This is a genomic window from Staphylococcus sp. HMSC14D10 (genome assembly GCF_001808125.1).
GTDB lineage: Bacteria > Bacillota > Bacilli > Staphylococcales > Staphylococcaceae > Staphylococcus > Staphylococcus haemolyticus.
On record NZ_KV792237.1, the window covers coordinates 125,071 to 142,934 of the forward strand.

Genomic DNA, 17,864 nt, shown 5'->3' on the forward strand with positions numbered 1-17,864 from the left:
AAGGGGTGCTAAAACAGTTCACAAACAAGTCGATTGAGTATTGTCATAAAGCATGATACTTTGAAAATAATACAAAAATGAACGAAAGAGGATGTCATAAAATGTCGAAATTCGTACCACTGCTAGAACCTATTACACTATCTAATGGCATTACATTAGCTAATCGATTTGTTCTTTCGCCCATGACGACGAACTCGTCTACTAAAGAAGGGCATATAACAGAGGAAGACATACGTTATGCGAAACGTCGTGCCAATTCAGCAGGATTACAAGTAACTGGCGCAGCTTATATCGAGCCATATGGTCAGTTATTTGAATATGGGTTTAATATTTCTGATGATGCTTGTATTCCTGGTTTAAGAAAAGTGGCGCAAGCTATGAAACAAGAGGGGAATAAAGCGATTATTCAACTTGCACATGCTGGAAGATTCTCAAATACTGCAATTATGAATTATGGGGAAGTCTATGGCCCAAGTCCAATGACGTTACACTCTCCAATTAAACATGACGTTTTAGAAATGTCGGTGGAGAAAATTCATAACGTCATACAACAATATGCCGATGCAACATCTAGAGCAATTCAAGCTGGATTTGATGGCGTTGAAATCTCCGTTGCACAACGTTTACTCATTCAAACTTTCTTCTCTACGTTCTCAAATCAACGACATGATCAATATGGCGTTGATTCGTTAGAGAACCGAGCACGCTTTGGCTTAGAAGTCATGCAGGCAGTACAAAAAGTCATCGCTGAAGAGGCGCCTAGTGATTTCATATTCGGTTACAGAGCGACACCTGAAGAGACAAGAGGTAGTGATTTAGGCTATACAGTTGATGAATTTAATCAATATTTAGATTGGGTCATGGAAGTCGCAAATATTCATTATGTGGCTATCGCAAGTTGGGGACGCAATATTTACCAGAATAAGACGCGTACACCAGGCGACAATTATGGACGCCGCGTCAATCAAGTCGTATATGAGTATTTAAATGGACGTGTGCCATTGATTGCGAGTGGTGGTATTAATACACCTGAAACGGCACTAGATGCTTTAAATAACGCTGATATGGTCGGCATGTCGTCACCATTTGTTACAGAACCTGACTTCGTTCATAAATTGGCAGAAGGACGTGAAGACGACATTGATTTACATGTACATCCAGATGAGTTAGATGAGCTGGCCATTCCACATGCTGCCTTTAAAGACATTGTTCAAATGATGGATTACGGTGAAGGTCTGCAGAAGAAAACACGCGATGAATTGCGTAAATTAGAGAAAAATTATGATGAGGAATAGAGAGTAAGGCAGAAATCGAGTGTGTTAAAAAGATTTCGTTGCCTTGCCCTTGCAATGAAGACTATAACGGTGAATATGTTGATTAAGGCTGGGATATTTTAAGATATTCTAGTCTATTGTTTTGTTTAATTTCCGGCTAAATATTTAATTTTTCACGCCGTTAATGTAAACTTATTTATATATAAAGTTTACATTTAGAATTTTTACGGGATTTTTTAAAGTAAGGGGTTTAATAACATGAGATTAAATTTAGCAGAACGTATCTTAAATCAAGACGTATTAAGTAAGGATGAGGCGTTAGCATTATTTGAAGATGAAACGATTGATACATTTGAATTATTAAATGAAGCATATATCATTCGGAAACACTTTTTCGGGAAAAAAGTGAAACTCAATATGATATTAAATGCGAAAAGTGGAATTTGTTCAGAAGACTGTGGTTATTGCGCTCAATCGGTGAAAATGAAAGAAAAACAACGCTATGCGTTAGTTGAATCTGACAAAATTAAAGCTGGTGCACAGGTAGCGACGGAGAATCATATTGGTACATATTGTATTGTCATGAGTGGACGTGGGCCTACAAATAGAGAGGTTGATCATATCTGTGAGACGGTTCATGATATTAAAGTGTTGCATCCACAACTTAAAATTTGCGCATGTTTAGGTTTAACAAATGAAGAACAAGCGGAGAAGTTAAAAGAAGCGGGTGTGGATCGCTATAATCATAATTTGAATACAAGCGAAAGGTATCATAATGAAGTCGTTACAACACATACATATGAAGATCGTGTGCGTACGGTTGAAATTATGAAAGCGAATCATATCTCGCCATGTTCTGGAGTTATTTGTGGCATGGGTGAGACGAACGAGGATATCATCGATATGGCATTTGCGTTGAGAGAAATTGATGCTGATAGTATTCCAATTAATTTCTTACATCCAATTAAAGGGACAAAATTCGGGGGACTCGATTTATTGTCACCAATGAAATGTTTAAGAATTATTGCGATGTTTCGATTGATTAACCCATCTAAAGAAATTCGTATTGCAGGTGGGCGTGAAGTCAATTTACGTTCTTTACAAGCCATCGCATTAAAAGCAGCCAATTCCATCTTTGTAGGTGATTATCTGATTACAGGTGGGCAACCGAATGAACTCGATTATCAAATGATTGAAGATTTAGGGTTTGAGATTGATGGGTAATTTAGGAAGACTTTGATATTTGATACGATAAAAGAGAATAATATTTGGAAGAGAATGAAAATATTTTATTGGTTTGATATAAAATGGGGGAAACTTACAATTACTAAAATTTATAAAATGCAGAAACAATTTTACCCTTATCTGTATTTCTATATTGAAATATTTTAAAGCCGCAATCTTCACAATAAAATTTTTCTAGTTTGAAATGATCGTACCAGTCAACGCAAACATGTTTCAATGCAGTTTTTTTATAAATATCATAAGCTATTGAGAATGCATATTCTAAAATTGTTTTCCCTGAAACTAAACCTTTATATTGGTCGTTTCTAGCGAGTTTCGTAATTAATAAAGATGGAAATTCATTGTTTTTCATAGCATCAGAAGAAATTTTCTTTTTAATATTTTTACTTACATTAATTTCAAATTTTATGATGACTATTTTTAAACAAAAATATCCGATGAGTTCTGAAGTATCGGAATCAATTAATAAATACGTGCGGATTGAATTTTGTTTATTTAAAGAAAGAGCTTTGTCTTGCAAGTAAGATGCAATAGAAGGGTTTGAAGAAGTTTTAAATTTACTTATATTTCGTCGGATAAGTTTGAGAAGAAATTCATCTTCCATCTCATAGTTAGTAAGTTCAAAGATATTACAAAGTTGATGGTTTATCTTTTTCATTTTCTACTAGTTTTTTAAATGGATTTGGTTGTGGTGTATCTTCTTCAAGTCGGTTATGAAAAGGCTTAAACTTTGCAGTTGCAAATATGATAGCTTCTTCTTCAGTTAAAGTATATGAATTTCTTTCTTCTGGAATCATAGTATCATCTCCATTTGTTATAATATAATATTTTTTATAAATTATAATGCGTATTAAAATATTTGGCAACAGAAAAGATATGTAAGTAAAAGTCTTTATTTGTTCAATAGTATTGACTAAGGAAGAGATAAATATAAAGGAATAAAGAACAAAAAAGGAGGGAAACAGAATTCACTGTTTCTCTCCTTAATATAATTACATCAAACCTATCAATTTCATCCATAAGGAACCTAAACCGAGCCAGATTACAAAGTACACAACGCCTAAGGCTAGGTTCATCAGCCACCAACGTTTCTGAGTGACGTAACCGGCTGCGTAAAGAATAGGTGCAGGACCACTACTATAGTGTGTTGTAGAGGCCATTAAGTTACCAAAGAAACCAAGCATTAATGCACTAAATAACGGTGGTGCACCTGCAACAACGGCTACACCGAGTAATGCTGCATACATAGCACTGACGTGAGCAGTTGAGCTAGCAAATAAATAATGTGAATAGAAATAGAAGATTATTAGTATCACAAGGACGACTGGCCAACTTAGACCGCCTAAACTGTTTGCGATAGTATGGCTTAACCATGGAATAAAGCCTAATTGATTCAGTTGATCTGCCATCATAACTAGCACTGAGAACCAAACTAATGTATTCCAAGCGCCAGTTTCATTTAAAATATCTATCCAATCTAACACGCCTGTAATAAGTAATAAAGATAATGCGATAAAAGCAGTTAATGTTGCGTCTACACCAATAAAGCTACCGACTACCCAAAGTAGTAATGCGATAATAAATACACCAATCATGAATTTTTCAGCTTTAGCAATTGAACCCATATCAGCTAATTCATTTTCAGCCCAATCTTTCGCATCAGGTGTCTCTTTAACTGTTGGCGGATACATTTTATAAATAATAAATGGTATGACGATAAGTGACACAATACCAGGGACGATGGCTGCTAAGAACCAGTTCATCCAAGTAACGTGAACATGTGCAGTCTTCTCAGCTAAGTTCTGAGCAAGCAGGTTACCGGCCATTGCAGTTAAGAACATCGCGGCAGTAATAAGGTTGCCGTGGAATTCAGTAAAGATTAAAAATGACCCCACCTTACGCTCGGTGCCTTGTTTCGGATCAGAATCAAATGATTTAGAGAGCGATTGAATGATTGGAAACATAATTCCACCTGCGCGAGCAGTATTACTAGGTGTTGCTGGTGCTAAAATCAAATCTACACCGACAAGTGAGTATGCTAGACCGAGTGTCTTCTTCCCAAATAATCTTACGAACTGAAGTGCGATACGACGACCGAGTCCAGTTTTAACGAAGCCTCTAGAGATAAAGAATGCCATTGCAATCAACCAAATACTAGGATTACCGAAACCTTGTACGGCAGTCTTTGTATCGATAACGCCAACTAACACGGTTAGCGTGAACCCTATGATCGATACGGCACCAATCGGCATAGGTTGTGTGATACAGCCGATAATGGTACCTACGAATATAGCAAACATTAGCCATGCATCCAGACTTAATGATTCAGGTCTGAAAGGTGCAAGCACAGCTATAAGTATGCCTATGACTAGAGGTAATATAAATTTTTTATATTTAACAGAGTTATTCATCTAGAAACCTTCTTTCCAAATTTCGAACATTTTCATACATAGAACAGTCCTATTTTTAAGCAATGTACAGAGCATTTTTACATTTTATTGAGAATTATTATCAGTAGATTATAACGTTATAAAAACGGCATAGACTATCGAAATTAAATTATGAATAGTATAAAATGTTACTCAAGAAAGGGGATGGGATGATGTTTACAATAGGGACATTAATCGCAAAAGATGATACGTGGATATTATGGGCCATAATTATAGTTTGGGCGACAGTCAGTATCTTCTTGGAACAGAAATATCAATGGGCAAGTACCATTTCAGGTGCCATCATTGCATTAGTAGGGGCTATGTTATTATCTAATTTTAAGATTATCCCGACTGAATCGCCGGTTTATGATACAGTATGGGATTACGCGGTACCAATATCAATTCCTTTATTATTGTTCAGTTCTAATATTTTAAAGATTTGGAAGGAAAGTCGTCGATTATTATATATCTTCTTAATTGCATCAGTTGGAACATTGATGGGGACAACGGTAGGATTTATTTTACTTCATCAGTGGATTCCATATTTAGCAAAAATTGGTGCGATGATGACAGGAAGCTATATAGGAGGTGGCGTGAACTTTGCAGCTTTAAGCACAAAGTTTAAAACGCCGAGCGACATGATTTCATCAACAGTCGTTGCAGATAATAGTGTTATGGCATTGTACTTTATGTTGTTGATTGTAATACCGTCTTTACCTATTATAAAAAGGTGGTTTAAGACAGATTATCAAACTGAGTCAACACCAGAAACGCAACAATCTTATTGGCAACCGAAGCAAATTCAATTATTAGATATTGCACTTTCAATAGCGATTGCAGTGGCATTAGTAGCAATCAGTTTTAAATTATCTGAGATCATTCAACATGTGATACCGCAGTCTAATGTCCTACTTACGATACTGGTTTCTTTCTTTGGCGATCAATACTTGTTACTTACAACACTTACATTATTGGCAGTGGCTATTTGGGGAGATTTCTTTGATAAATTAGCCGGTTCTTCAGAAATTGGAACATTTATTATTTACATATTCTTTGTAGTGATAGGAACACCTGCTTCATTTATGACGATTATAAAAACAGCACCACTATTATTTGTCTTTGTGAGGATTATTTTAATTTTCAATCTAGGTTTAAGTTTAATACTAGGAAAGTTATTTAACTTTAAGATTGAAGAAATACTGTTGGCAAGTAATGCTACTGCTGGTGGTCCTACAACGGCAGCAGCTTTAGCTATTAGTAAAGGATGGCAAGGTCTTGTTGGACCAATACTAATTATAGGTACATTAGGTTATGTCATAGGGAACTATGCGGGCACACTTATTTATCAACTTTTAATACACATTGGATAATATAAATACATAAAGGGAGATATCTCAGCATAATTTTTAGCTGCGTATCTCCCTTTTTCAAAAAAATTAATCATTTAATTCGCTATCTTTAATATCTGTAATAAACATGTGTCCGGGTGAGTGTGTAATCATTAACTCAGGTTTGGCATCAAGTGCAACAGATTGTGGTGTCACGCCACATCCCCAGAAGACAGGCATTTCGTTAGGTTTGATTGTGACAGCTTCTCCATAATCAGGCTTATCGATATCAGTGATTCCCAGTTCTTCTGGTGTACCAATATGAATCGGCGTGCCATGAACATTCTTAAAATGTGAAGTAATTTCTGTTGCCTTAATCGCTTGAGTCATAGTCATCGGACGCATACTAACTGTAATGTTACCTTTAAAATAGCCACTTGATTCGGCAGGGATGTTAGTACGATACATAGGTACATTATGACCCTCTTCAATATGACGTACAGGTAAGCCAGCTTCCAACAATGCATGTTCAAAAGTGAAACTACAACCAATTAGAAAGCTAACCATATCTTCAGTATAAAGATCAGTGATATCGTCAACTTCCTTAATCAATTGCCCATGTTCATAAATGCGATACTTCGGAACATCAGTGCGTATATCCGCATATGGCCCATAATATGGAAAAGAATGTGCGCCAACTTCTGATACATCTAAGAGTGGGCAAGTCTTTGGATTTCTAAAACAGAACTTTAAGAAATCATAAGCATATTTCGATGGCAATATAACCACATTAGCTTGTATATAACCTTCAGCCATACCGCTTGTGTGACCGACAAGTTCTCCATCTCGAATTAATTGACGTAAGACTTCAGGTGATGACTGTTTGTAATTCATTATAAATCCCCCTTGTTTCCCCTTAATGATAAAAAGTGCTTATTACTACAATATTTTAAAATTACACATATGACAAGAGCGGTATATGCGCTATTTATTAAAAAGCTTGTATGCTAAAGTGATCGAACTATTCACAAATATTGGTAATAAACAATATAAACTTACAATAACCCAATTATCATCTACATGATAAATGACAAAATATAGTATGAATAAAAATATACTTATGATTAGTCCAATTAAAGGCAGTAAATTAAAGTACAGATTCATATTGTTATTCTTCTTCATTGTTCTGTTCCTTACCTTGTTCTTTTTCATTAGATTTATTATGATCTTCTCGTTGTTCTAATGGAATGGAATAATCTTTGTCATCATCAATATAAGACATTTGGAAGTGCTTCGTATGTTCTCTGCGAAGCGCGCGCATAATAGAAAGTGTCATTAGTAATAGAATAATAGAGAATGGTAATCCTGTTACAACGGATGCAGTCTGTAAACTCGTCAAACCACCTGCAATTGTCATTGCAACTGAAATGGCACCGATCAGCAATCCCCAAATCACTTTATGTTTCACCTTTGGATTCTCGCTACCTCCTGTTGCCATGCCAGCAACAATATGTGTTGTTGAGTCTGCACTTGTCACTATGAGTAAGAATATTAAGACGACTGCTAATATGCTCGTAATATCTGCTAATGGAAATTTTGATAGTAATTCAAATAAAGCTACTGTGTAATCTTTATCTACTAATTTAGCGATGTTATCGCCACCCATAGCAACTTTAACGGCCATACCACCAAATCCTGCAATCCATACGAATGAAATGAGTGGAGGTACGATTAATACACACATGATAAATTCACGAATTGTACGTCCACGAGATACGCGAGCGACGAAACCTCCTATGAACGGTGACCATGAGATTACCCATGCCCAATAAAAGACAGTCCACTGTTGTATCCAAGCATTATTGCCAGAATATGGATTAATACGTAAGCTATATTCAACAAAATGTCTGATATAGTCTCCGATTGCTAAAGTATAAGATTCGAAGATGAATTTTAAGTCTCCAAAGATAAGCATGAATAGTAGTAAAACAGCGCCTAAAATAATATTGATGTTACTTAGCCATTTAACGCCCCGATTTAAACCAGTTATTGCAGAACCTAAGAAAATACAAACCATGAGTACCGTAATAGCAATTTTTGTAACGTTATTATTTGGTACATGGAAGACATGATTCAATCCACCACTAATTTGCATGATGCCAAGACCTATAGAAGTGGCAATACCCATGACTGTAGCTATAATTGCTAAAATATCAATCACATTTCGAAATGGACGTTTGTAAGCTTGACCAAAGATAGGTTCCATTGCTGTAGAAATTAAACCATCTCGCTTCTTTCTAAATTGGAAATATGCCACGATAAGTCCAGCCATAGCGAAGATTGACCATTGTGATATCCCCCAATGAAAGAAGGTATAGCCCATGGCTACACGTGCTGATTCGGCTGATTGATTTGGCACATCTTTTGGAAAAGGTGAATGAAGATAATGTGTGAGTGGTTCAGCAACACCCCAGAATACAATACCGACACCTAGTCCTGCTGAAAATAACATCCCTAGCCATGATAAAAATGAAAACTCTGGTTCTTCATCATCACTGCCTAATTTGAAACGACCGTAACGAGAAATTGCTAAAGAGATTAAAAAGATATCTAAAATAAATATAATAAGTAAGAACAGCCAACCAAATGAATTAGAAATAAAATTATAAATATGTTGTGCATTAGCGCCAAATGCTTTAGGAAAGATCCCGGCCATTGCAGTAATAAGTATAATGATGGCTACGGATATCCCATATACTAAATAATTATTTTTCTTCCGCTTGTCATTCATTGTTCAATTACGTCATCCTTTATATTTTATTTAGTTTGAGTATACCTATAATAGTAAATGTTTTCAAAATTCATTTTTTTTGAAATATCATGATTTCTAAGTAATAGCGCTCTGTTTTGAAAACTTTTTCCAAAAGTGAAAATTGGCAAAATACGAGCTAATGAAATGCTATAATTGAGATGAAAAATTGAAGAATTAAATAGAAAAGAAGGTATATCATGTCAACAAACTATGTCATTACAAATGGTAAAATTTATACGGAAAAACAAGTTATTGAAAATGGATATCTTGTAGTAGAAGATGGCAAAATAAGTGATATTCAACAAGGAACGTATACTGGAGAATTAGAACAAATCGACGTGAAAGGTCAAAATGTATTACCAGGTTTCATAGATATTCACATTCATGGTGGCTATGGTGAGGACGCAATGGATGCTTCTTATGACGGGTTAAAACATTTGGCTGAACAATTATTATCAGAGGGAACAACAACATTCTTAGCAACGACGATGACGCAATCGGACGCTAATATTGAAAAGGCATTGAAAAACATTGTGGCATATCAAGCTGATCAACAACGAGAAGAAGCGGCTGAAGTAGGTGGTGTTCATTTAGAAGGACCATTTATTTCAGAGCATAAAGTTGGCGCGCAAAATCCTAAATATGTGCAACGTCCATCTGCGTCTAAGATTCAACATTTCCAAGAAGTTGCGAATCAGCAAATCAAAATTATTACCTTTGCGCCTGAAGTTGAAGGCGCACATGATACACTTAATCAATTGCATGAAGATATTATCTTCTCAATGGGGCATACTGTGGCAACGTTTGATGAAGCGAATGAAGCGGTGGACCATGGTGCAAAACATGTAACACATCTATATAATGCAGCTACACCATTTGAACATCGCGATCCAGGTGTCTTTGGTGCGGCGTGGACGAATGAACAATTAAATACGGAAATTATAGTTGATGGTATTCATTCACATCCTGCTTCTGTACATATTGCTTATAAGCAAAAAGGAAATGAACACATGTATCTCATCACTGATGCGATGCGTGCGAAAGGAATGGAAGACGGTGAATATGATTTAGGCGGACAGAATGTCATCGTTAAAGGAAAAGAGGCTCGCCTAGCAAGTGGCGCTTTAGCAGGTAGCATCTTGAAAATGAATGACGGTTTGTATAATTTAATTGAATATACACATGATTCATTAGAGAATTTATGGCGTGTAACGAGTTTGAATCAAGCCATCGCATTAAAAATTGATGACCATAAAGGTAGTTTAGCCATCGGTAAAGATGCTGATATCGTAGTAGTAGATGATACGATTCGTGTTGATAAAACAATCAAATCAGGGGTTGTACATCAATATTAAAGAATTGGATGATGTATGATTATAAATGCTATGTAGCCTCTATTCGCGTTTAAAGATATACATTCTAGTGTATATATGTAGTAAATGTTTTGATTCGAAACAATTGCGACGGAAGAGAGGTGTCCACACATGAATAATGATTTCAGGTTTCCTAACGCTAAGCATTTCTTTAGTTGGTTAGCGTGGTTATCCATCATTGCTTTAATCGCATTAATCATACTTAATTTAATCGTTTATAGCACATTCAAAAGTTTTAATAACTTTACGTTAGCATTTGAATTCCACCAAACAGAATTAATATTCTTAATTACTTTCTCAGTTATTGCGGTTATTAGTATTATTATGTATTTAATTTTAAAACTATTTAAACATTCATAAAATGAAAAAACAGAAAGCGGATTGGTTATCAATCCACTTTCTGTTTTTGTTTTATGCTGGGTAGGATACTATAAACGATTGAAAATAGTGTCATCAACAATGATTTCTACATTAGGATGTTGATGCAAGATAGATGCAGGCAATGATTCATTTGTTTCACCATTCAAGAGTTGATGAATTGCATCACGTTTACGTTCTCCAAATGCTAATAAGATAATTCGTTTCGCACGCATAATAGAATTTAATCCCATAGAAACGGCTTGTTTAGGTACATCATCAATATGATCAAAATGAACACTGTTAGCATTAATCGTTGATTCAGTTAAATCAACCACACGCGTTTCACTTTCAAAAGATGTGCCAGGCTCATTGAATCCGATGTGTCCATTTTCACCAATACCCAATAATTGAATGTCGGGTTGACCAATTTGTTTCAATTGATTCTCATAACGACGTGCCTCACGCTCTAAATCATCAACATGGCCTTGAGGAATATGAATGTTATCGGCATTCCAACTAGCATTATGATCAAATAATAATTGATGCATATACGTATGATAACTTTGAGCATGTTCAGGTTCTAACCCTACATATTCATCTAAATTGAATGTTTGAACATTTGCTAAATCAACGTGATTGGCTGATAGCAATTCTGAAAAGCGGGGATAGACATCCGTCATCGTGCCACCAGTAGCAAGTCCTAATATAGCATCAGGCTTATCTTTAATTAACTTCAATAGTTCAATTGCAACATAATCACTCGCCAATTTTTTATCTACTAAGTTCGTTATCTTCATGATTTACGCCTCCAAATTAAGCAATTATTTTTGTTGGACAGCTTCTATAAAACGTTCAGTGATTTGTTTAGGACGTGTAATTGCGCCACCGACAACCGTACAATGTACGCCTAAGTCGCTTACCTTTTTATACATCTCAGGTGTAATGACATTACCTTCTGCGATAACTTTCGCGTTGACCTTTTCTAATACTTCTTTTAAAAATTCAAAATCATTTTCAAAGAGAATGTGTCCCTTTGTATAAGACGTATACCCACGTAATGTTGTGCCAATGTAATCAAAGTTTAAATGATCTGCATTGATGGCTTCTTCAACAGTTGAAATATCCGCCATGATTTCAACATGGGGTGCTTTCTCTCGAATGTAATGTACTAATTCTTCAAGGGACTCCTTAGGACGTGTTTGCGTTGTCGCGTCTAAAGCAATTACTTCACATCCACTTTCTATTAGTTCATCCACCTCTTTAGAAGTTGCTGTAATAAATACATTAGAACCTTCATAATCTCGTTTTACAATTCCGATAACCGGTAGAGATACTTCTTCTCGAATCGCTAATATATCTTCTTTAGTATTCGCACGTATACCAACCGCACCGCCTTGATAAGCTGCTAGAGCCATCTTTGACATAATAAATGATGAGTGTAATGGTTCGTCAGGTAACGCCTGACATGACACGATTAATCCATTTGGTAACATTTTTAAACACGCTCCGTCTTTTTCAAAATTGTAAATAGAAATAGTATTTGTAATTGATTCGTTTATTCATTCATATCATAACATTAAGAAAATATTTATCAATTTATAATTGAGAATTGAAAAACATTTTCAAATATAATACAGTTTAACTAACTTAATTACGAGGTGCTGTTATGAAATTTGAAAATCGTATTCAACGAAGTCGTCATTTATTAACGAAAATGGATAAAAAAATTATTGAATATATACAAACACATGAACTTGATGAAAATTTCTCTACAATTAATTCCTTAGCTTATGCTATCGGGACATCACCAGCTACCATTACAAGGTTTAGTGGCAAATTAAATTATGCCAACTTTCAAGATATGAAGTTTAATTTGCAACACGAAAAATCAGAAAAGGTAGTAGAAAATGCACCGCTTGTTCAGCTCATTCATCGTTATCATCAAAACATTATCCAACAAACGGGTGAATTTATTTCCGAGGAAAAGATTAAGCGTCTAGCACACAATTTGAAAACGTGTAGACAAGTCAATTTCGCAGGATTAGGAAGTTCAGGATTAACGGCAAGTGAATTTTACTATCGCACAATGCGTATGGGTATCAAAGGTTCTGTATCAACAGATGCGCACCAAATGAAGATATCAGCGTCGCTACTTTCATCACGAGATATGTTTGTCGCTATTTCAAATAGTGGAGAAACGTTAGAATTAATTGAAGCTGCGAAGATTGCTCGCAATCAAGGGGCGTATGTCGTAGTCATAACAAATTTCGAAGGTAGTGGGCTTACTAAGAATGCAGATTTAGTATTAATCACGACGGCTCAATCAAGTAACAATGATTCAAAATTCATCAACTCACAAATTGCAACACTATTTTTATTAGATATCGTGAGTTATTTATTACTGAATGATACACATATGCACCAAGTGTATCAACAAACACGAGACGTCATTTTAGGAAATGAGAAAGAATGAGTGAGGAGTGGGAGAGAATTCGTTATGAATTCTCTCCCACTTCTATTTAGATCCAGCTATTATTTAGTGATTGCACCGAATAAAGCAGCATGATTCTCTGTTTGAGTTGTTTGTATCTTAGCAATACCATAGTCAGAAGGTAAATAATGATGAATTTTAGGTTCTATATATTTGAGAAGTGTTTCTCCTTGAGATGAAATACCGCCTCCGATAAGTATCAAGCTTGGATCATAAATAATTTGAATTTGAGCAATACCTTCTGCAACATAATTACTCCATTCATTGAGAATATTAAGTGCTTCTTCATTATCATCTTCTGCTAGATCAAATAATCTAGGTACATCCGTACCATGTTCAAATTGGTGTTTAGTCATTAAATCTTTAAGAGCTGATGTAGAGGCACGTTGCTCAAATGTTTTACCATCTTCTTCACGATAAAGTAAGTAACCAATTTCATTGGCACGGTGACGAGAACCTTGATAAATGCCAGAAGCTTCACTGTAAAATGCACCACCAACACCTGTCCCCAAAGTTAAACAAAATATATTATCTTCTTCATAATGATGGAGTTTAAGTTCCCCTAACAATGCCGCATCCACATCATTATAAACAGCAATATCAGACGATAAATCTTTGAAGACTTCGAAGAATTGTGTACCGTCATAATTAGGAATGGTTGGCCCCGTATAAATAATTTGACCTAAATCTGAATCTACGACACCAGCACTTGAAATACCAATAAATGGATTTTTAAGTTGATATTGTTTCATAAATGCTGCTACTAATTGATATGTTTCATCTACAATACGCACATTAATATTATCTGGCGTTTTAATCTTTTTATAATCAATCATTTCTAAGTCATCATTAATGACTGCCACTTTAATATTTGTTCCACCTATATCTACAGCTATTTTATACATTTTGGTACCTCCTTAGTCGTCTTTATTATAACGACACTTCAAATTAAAGTAATCGTCATCATTCTTTTTGAAAAATATTTTCATCAAATTCGCAATATTTTGTTAAATCTTTTCAAAAGTAGTTGTTTAAGCAAATGATAGCGTTTACAATTCGAGATGTAAATAGAAATTTATTGTAATTGAATTTATCTCAAAGTTTATAAAAATGAATTTGAATAAAAATTGATTTGGAGGAACGTGACATGGAAGATAAATTAAAAGGATTATACGCCGCATTACTTGTACCTTTTGATGAACATGGACAAGTAAAAGAAGAAGGGTTAAAGCAAATTGCTAAAAATGCGATTGAGACTGAAAAACTTGATGGTCTATATGTGAATGGTAGTTCTGGGGAGAACTTCCTAATTAGTAAAGAACAAAAGAAACAAATTTTTAGAGTAGTGAAAGAAACTGTTGGAGACGATGTGAACTTAATTGCGCAAATTGGATCATTAGATTTAAATGAAGCGATTGAACTTGGGAAATACGCAACAGAACTAGGTTATGATGCGCTATCAGCAGTGACACCATTCTATTATCCATTCTCTTTTGAAGAAATTAAGCAATATTATTTCGACATTATCGAAGCAACACAAAACAATATGATTATTTATGCTATTCCTGACTTAACAGGTGTCAATATTAGCATCGAACAATTTGGCGAGTTATTTAATCATGAAAAAGTTGTAGGCGTGAAATACACTGCACCGAACTTCTTCTTATTAGAACGTATCCGTAAGGCATTTCCTAATAAACTCATATTATCTGGATTTGATGAAATGTTAGTGCAAGCGACAATTTCAGGTGTCGATGGGGCAATTGGTTCAACATACAATGTGAATGGTCGCCGTGCACGACAAATATTTGATTTAGCACGAGAAGGAAAAATTGCTGAAGCATACCAAATTCAACATGATACGAATGACATCATCGAAACGGTATTAAGTATGGGCATTTACCCAACACTCAAAGAAATATTAAAATCTCGTGGTATCGATGGCGGATTACCTAAACGTCCATTCCGACCATTTGATGAATCACATCGCGACGCATTAGACACATTAATTAAAAAATATGATTTATAAGCAAACTGAGAATATTTAACAACAGAATATGTAACACAAGGGGTGTTGATTATGCATCAAGTCGGTTTTGGGGCATGGAACTGGGTAGCTGTTATTGGTTATCTTGTCATTATGTTATTAATTGGAGCGTACTTTACTAAAAGGGCTGGTAAAGATACGGATAGTTTCTTTACGGCAAGTGGTCGTTTGCCTTCGTGGGCCATTGGGTTCTCGATTTATGCAACGACATTAAGTGCGATTACTTTTATGTCTACACCAGAAAAGGCATTTCTAACAGATTGGGCATACATCGCTGGTAATATTGCGATTGTCGCGATTATTCCAATTTTAATCGCATTTTATGTACCATTCTTTAAAAAGTTACGCGTCACATCAGCGTACGAATATTTAGAGGCGCGTTTTGGCCCAAGTATTCGTGTCATTGGTTCATTACTATTCGTCATTTTCCACTTAGGACGCATAGCAATTGTGATTTACTTACCAACATTAGCAATCACAGCGGTATCAGATATGAATCCATTTATCGTAGCTAGTTTAGTAGGAATTTTATGTATTCTTTATACTTTCTTAGGCGGATTCGAAGGCGTTGTATGGAGCGATTTCATTCAGGGGGTTATTTTACTTGGTGGCGCATTAATGATAATTATCATCGGTGCTTTTGAAATCAAAGGAGGATTCGGCACAATTGTCAGTGATGCAATTGCCAATAAGAAGATTATTAGTGCAGATAACTGGAAATTAAATGGCGCTGCTGCTGCGATCCCTATTATCTTCTTAGGAAATATCTTTAACAACTTTCATCAATATACTGCGAGTCAAGATGTTGTTCAACGTTATCAAGCGTCGGATTCTATGGATGAAACGAAGAAATCATTGTGGACAAATGGTGTTTTAGCGTTAATCTCTGCACCTATTTTCTATGGAATGGGAACTATGATGTATTCTTTCTATCAACATGAACAGGTATTGCCTAAGGGATTCAATACATCATCTATCGTGCCTTACTTCATTCTAACTGAAATGCCACCATTCGTGGGCGGATTACTTATTGCAGCTATATTTGCTGCTGCACAGTCAACGATTTCATCTAGTTTGAACTCTATCTCTGCTTGTATTTCTGAAGATATTAAACATCGTTTCTTCGGAAAAGGGGCAGATAAATCAGAAGTTAACTTTGCACGATTAGTCATTGTTGTGGCAGGCTTATTAAGCTATGGAATCTCAATTTACTTAATTGCTGCCGATTCAAACAATTTATGGGATTTATTCTTATTAATCACTGGATTATTTGGTGTACCATTAGCTGGTATCTTTGCAGTAGGTATCTTTACGAAACGTGCCAATACATTTGGTGTCTTAGTAGGATTAGTAGCAGGTGTAATCATTGCTTACGTATTAAATGGCGTCGGTGGCGGTAACGCACCATTCTACGTATCAATCATTTCATTCGTTGTTGCTTTCATCTTTGGTTATTTAGTAAGTCTTGTCGTACCATCTAAAAATGCAAAAGATATTACTGGATTAACGATCTTCGATAAAGATAAACCATCAACATATATTTCTAAAGTAGTAGAGAAAAAATAATATTTTGTTGCGAGTTGAACACAAGTTTTTGTTCGACTCGCATTTTATGTCTCTAGAGTTATGCTAAGATAAAAATGAACTATAAAACAAATAGAGGTATCATCATGAAAATATTAAAAATTGCAGGTATGTTCTTATTAGCACTACTTATCATGGTCGTTACACAAGGCATTGCATCCATCTTTAGTGATTTAATTCCATTTCTAGGTATGGGCGCTATTTTACAAGGGATTTTATATATCATTTTTGCTTTTTTAGTCGTTCGATTATTCATTAAACATGTATTAAAAGATCGCTTGAACGCATATCGCATCACGAAACCTAAATTTAGTGTCATCTATGTTGTATTAGGTATAGGTTTACCGGTAGCAGTTTATGCGGTATATGTCATCTTTGTTCCAGGTGATTTCATCGTACATCATTTTAGTACTTTAAATGATATATTGCACACGTTTTTCTGGGCTATCTTTGTAACAGCCATTGGTGGCGCAGTCGTTGAAGAAATGGTATGCAGAGGTTTATTGATGGGATATATTGAGAAGAAGACGAACATCAATATTGCCATTATTTCCACGGCAATCTTTTTTGGTGCCATTCATTTATTAAACGGTGGACTAAATGTAACTAGTTTCTTCTTATTATTAATTAGCGGTTCATTAGTAGGTATTATGTTTGGTTTAGCAACCTATAAATTCAATACCATTTGGGCAAGCATTACACTACATTTTTGTTGGAATTTATCCCAACTTTTACTTATCACTGAAAAGGAAAGTCAGTATAGTATTTGGCAATATGTCGTACATACGAACAACATAGCCATCACAGGCAATCAATTTGGTTATGAAGCATCCATTATATCTATCGCAGGATACATAGGCGTTATTCTTATTTTACTAATGATTAAGCATAGAGATATTCAATAGAAGGGTTCAGATT

17 protein-coding genes are annotated in these 17,864 nt (G+C 35.2%); 9 read left to right on the forward strand and 8 right to left on the reverse strand.

Features of this window, described 5'->3' with window-relative positions:
• The first annotated feature begins 101 nt into the window (after positions 1-101).
• Both HMPREF3134_RS02460 and bioB read left to right on the forward strand, forming a co-directional pair.
• Positions 102-1,295 (forward strand): NADH-dependent flavin oxidoreductase, encoded by a 1,194-nt coding sequence (locus HMPREF3134_RS02460; RefSeq protein WP_070440467.1) that lies wholly within the window; start codon positions 102-104, stop codon positions 1,293-1,295.
• Between the two features lie 237 nt (positions 1,296-1,532).
• Positions 1,533-2,498: a biotin synthase BioB gene (gene bioB, locus HMPREF3134_RS02465; RefSeq protein WP_070440469.1), complete on the forward strand. Its 966-nt coding sequence runs from the start codon at positions 1,533-1,535 to the stop codon at positions 2,496-2,498.
• A 103-nt stretch (positions 2,499-2,601) separates the two neighbouring features.
• Here bioB and HMPREF3134_RS12370 read toward each other — a convergent pair whose 3' ends face one another.
• From HMPREF3134_RS12370 to HMPREF3134_RS02475, 3 genes are all read right to left on the reverse strand, one after another.
• Complete coding sequence (locus HMPREF3134_RS12370) at positions 2,602-3,123, reverse strand: hypothetical protein (RefSeq protein WP_235585606.1); 522 nt, start codon at positions 3,121-3,123, stop codon at positions 2,602-2,604.
• Positions 3,124-3,148: 25 nt separating this feature from the next.
• On the reverse strand, positions 3,149-3,316 hold the full coding sequence (locus HMPREF3134_RS12135; protein WP_011274600.1) for a hypothetical protein: 168 nt from the start codon (positions 3,314-3,316) through the stop codon (positions 3,149-3,151).
• A gap of 195 nt (positions 3,317-3,511) precedes the next feature.
• On the reverse strand, positions 3,512-4,930 hold the full coding sequence (locus HMPREF3134_RS02475; protein WP_070440471.1) for an anion permease: 1,419 nt from the start codon (positions 4,928-4,930) through the stop codon (positions 3,512-3,514).
• 191 nt (positions 4,931-5,121) lie between these two features.
• On the opposite strand from HMPREF3134_RS02475, the gene HMPREF3134_RS02480 reads away from it, so the two are divergent.
• Positions 5,122-6,321, forward strand: coding sequence for a DUF819 family protein (locus HMPREF3134_RS02480; protein ID WP_070440473.1), 1,200 nt, complete (start codon positions 5,122-5,124; stop codon positions 6,319-6,321).
• Between the two features lie 66 nt (positions 6,322-6,387).
• On the opposite strand, the gene HMPREF3134_RS02485 is transcribed toward HMPREF3134_RS02480, so the two are convergent.
• Together HMPREF3134_RS02485 and HMPREF3134_RS02490 are read right to left on the reverse strand one after the other, a co-directional pair.
• On the reverse strand, positions 6,388-7,173 hold the full coding sequence (locus tag HMPREF3134_RS02485; RefSeq protein WP_011274603.1) for a putative hydro-lyase: 786 nt from the start codon (positions 7,171-7,173) through the stop codon (positions 6,388-6,390).
• Positions 7,174-7,447: 274 nt separating this feature from the next.
• Entirely contained in the window at positions 7,448-9,070 is a 1,623-nt protein-coding gene (locus HMPREF3134_RS02490) for a BCCT family transporter (protein WP_070440475.1), read from the reverse strand.
• Between the two features lie 218 nt (positions 9,071-9,288).
• Between HMPREF3134_RS02490 and nagA the strand changes: the two genes are divergently transcribed.
• Positions 9,289-10,446 carry an N-acetylglucosamine-6-phosphate deacetylase gene (gene nagA / locus HMPREF3134_RS02495; RefSeq protein ID WP_070440477.1) on the forward strand — a complete coding sequence of 386 codons (1,158 nt, stop codon included), beginning with the start codon at positions 9,289-9,291 and terminating at the stop codon, positions 10,444-10,446.
• Positions 10,447-10,575: 129 nt separating this feature from the next.
• A complete protein-coding gene (locus HMPREF3134_RS02500; protein ID WP_011274606.1) occupies positions 10,576-10,824 on the forward strand; it encodes a hypothetical protein in 249 nt (82 codons plus the stop codon).
• A 68-nt stretch (positions 10,825-10,892) separates the two neighbouring features.
• Here HMPREF3134_RS02500 and nagB read toward each other — a convergent pair whose 3' ends face one another.
• Together nagB and HMPREF3134_RS02510 are read right to left on the reverse strand one after the other, a co-directional pair.
• A complete protein-coding gene (gene nagB / locus HMPREF3134_RS02505; RefSeq protein ID WP_011274607.1) occupies positions 10,893-11,621 on the reverse strand; it encodes a glucosamine-6-phosphate deaminase in 729 nt (242 codons plus the stop codon).
• A gap of 24 nt (positions 11,622-11,645) precedes the next feature.
• Complete coding sequence (locus HMPREF3134_RS02510) at positions 11,646-12,317, reverse strand: N-acetylmannosamine-6-phosphate 2-epimerase (RefSeq protein WP_011274608.1); 672 nt, start codon at positions 12,315-12,317, stop codon at positions 11,646-11,648.
• 173 nt (positions 12,318-12,490) lie between these two features.
• Between HMPREF3134_RS02510 and HMPREF3134_RS02515 the strand changes: the two genes are divergently transcribed.
• Complete coding sequence (locus HMPREF3134_RS02515) at positions 12,491-13,297, forward strand: MurR/RpiR family transcriptional regulator (RefSeq protein WP_053016214.1); 807 nt, start codon at positions 12,491-12,493, stop codon at positions 13,295-13,297.
• Positions 13,298-13,356: 59 nt separating this feature from the next.
• On the opposite strand, the gene HMPREF3134_RS02520 is transcribed toward HMPREF3134_RS02515, so the two are convergent.
• The gene (locus HMPREF3134_RS02520; protein WP_070440479.1) at positions 13,357-14,220 is read right to left on the reverse strand and encodes an ROK family protein; all 864 of its coding nucleotides are present in this window, start codon (positions 14,218-14,220) and stop codon (positions 13,357-13,359) included.
• A gap of 242 nt (positions 14,221-14,462) precedes the next feature.
• On the opposite strand from HMPREF3134_RS02520, the gene HMPREF3134_RS02525 reads away from it, so the two are divergent.
• The 3 genes from HMPREF3134_RS02525 to HMPREF3134_RS02535 all read left to right on the forward strand — a co-directional run bounded on the left by HMPREF3134_RS02525 (position 14,463) and on the right by HMPREF3134_RS02535 (position 17,851).
• The gene (locus HMPREF3134_RS02525; RefSeq protein ID WP_011274611.1) at positions 14,463-15,344 is read left to right on the forward strand and encodes an N-acetylneuraminate lyase; all 882 of its coding nucleotides are present in this window, start codon (positions 14,463-14,465) and stop codon (positions 15,342-15,344) included.
• Positions 15,345-15,395: 51 nt separating this feature from the next.
• On the forward strand, positions 15,396-16,928 hold the full coding sequence (locus HMPREF3134_RS02530; protein ID WP_070440481.1) for a sodium:solute symporter family protein: 1,533 nt from the start codon (positions 15,396-15,398) through the stop codon (positions 16,926-16,928).
• Between the two features lie 104 nt (positions 16,929-17,032).
• The gene (locus HMPREF3134_RS02535) at positions 17,033-17,851 is read left to right on the forward strand and encodes a CPBP family intramembrane glutamic endopeptidase (RefSeq protein WP_011274613.1); all 819 of its coding nucleotides are present in this window, start codon (positions 17,033-17,035) and stop codon (positions 17,849-17,851) included.
• The last annotated feature ends 13 nt before the right edge of the window (positions 17,852-17,864 follow it).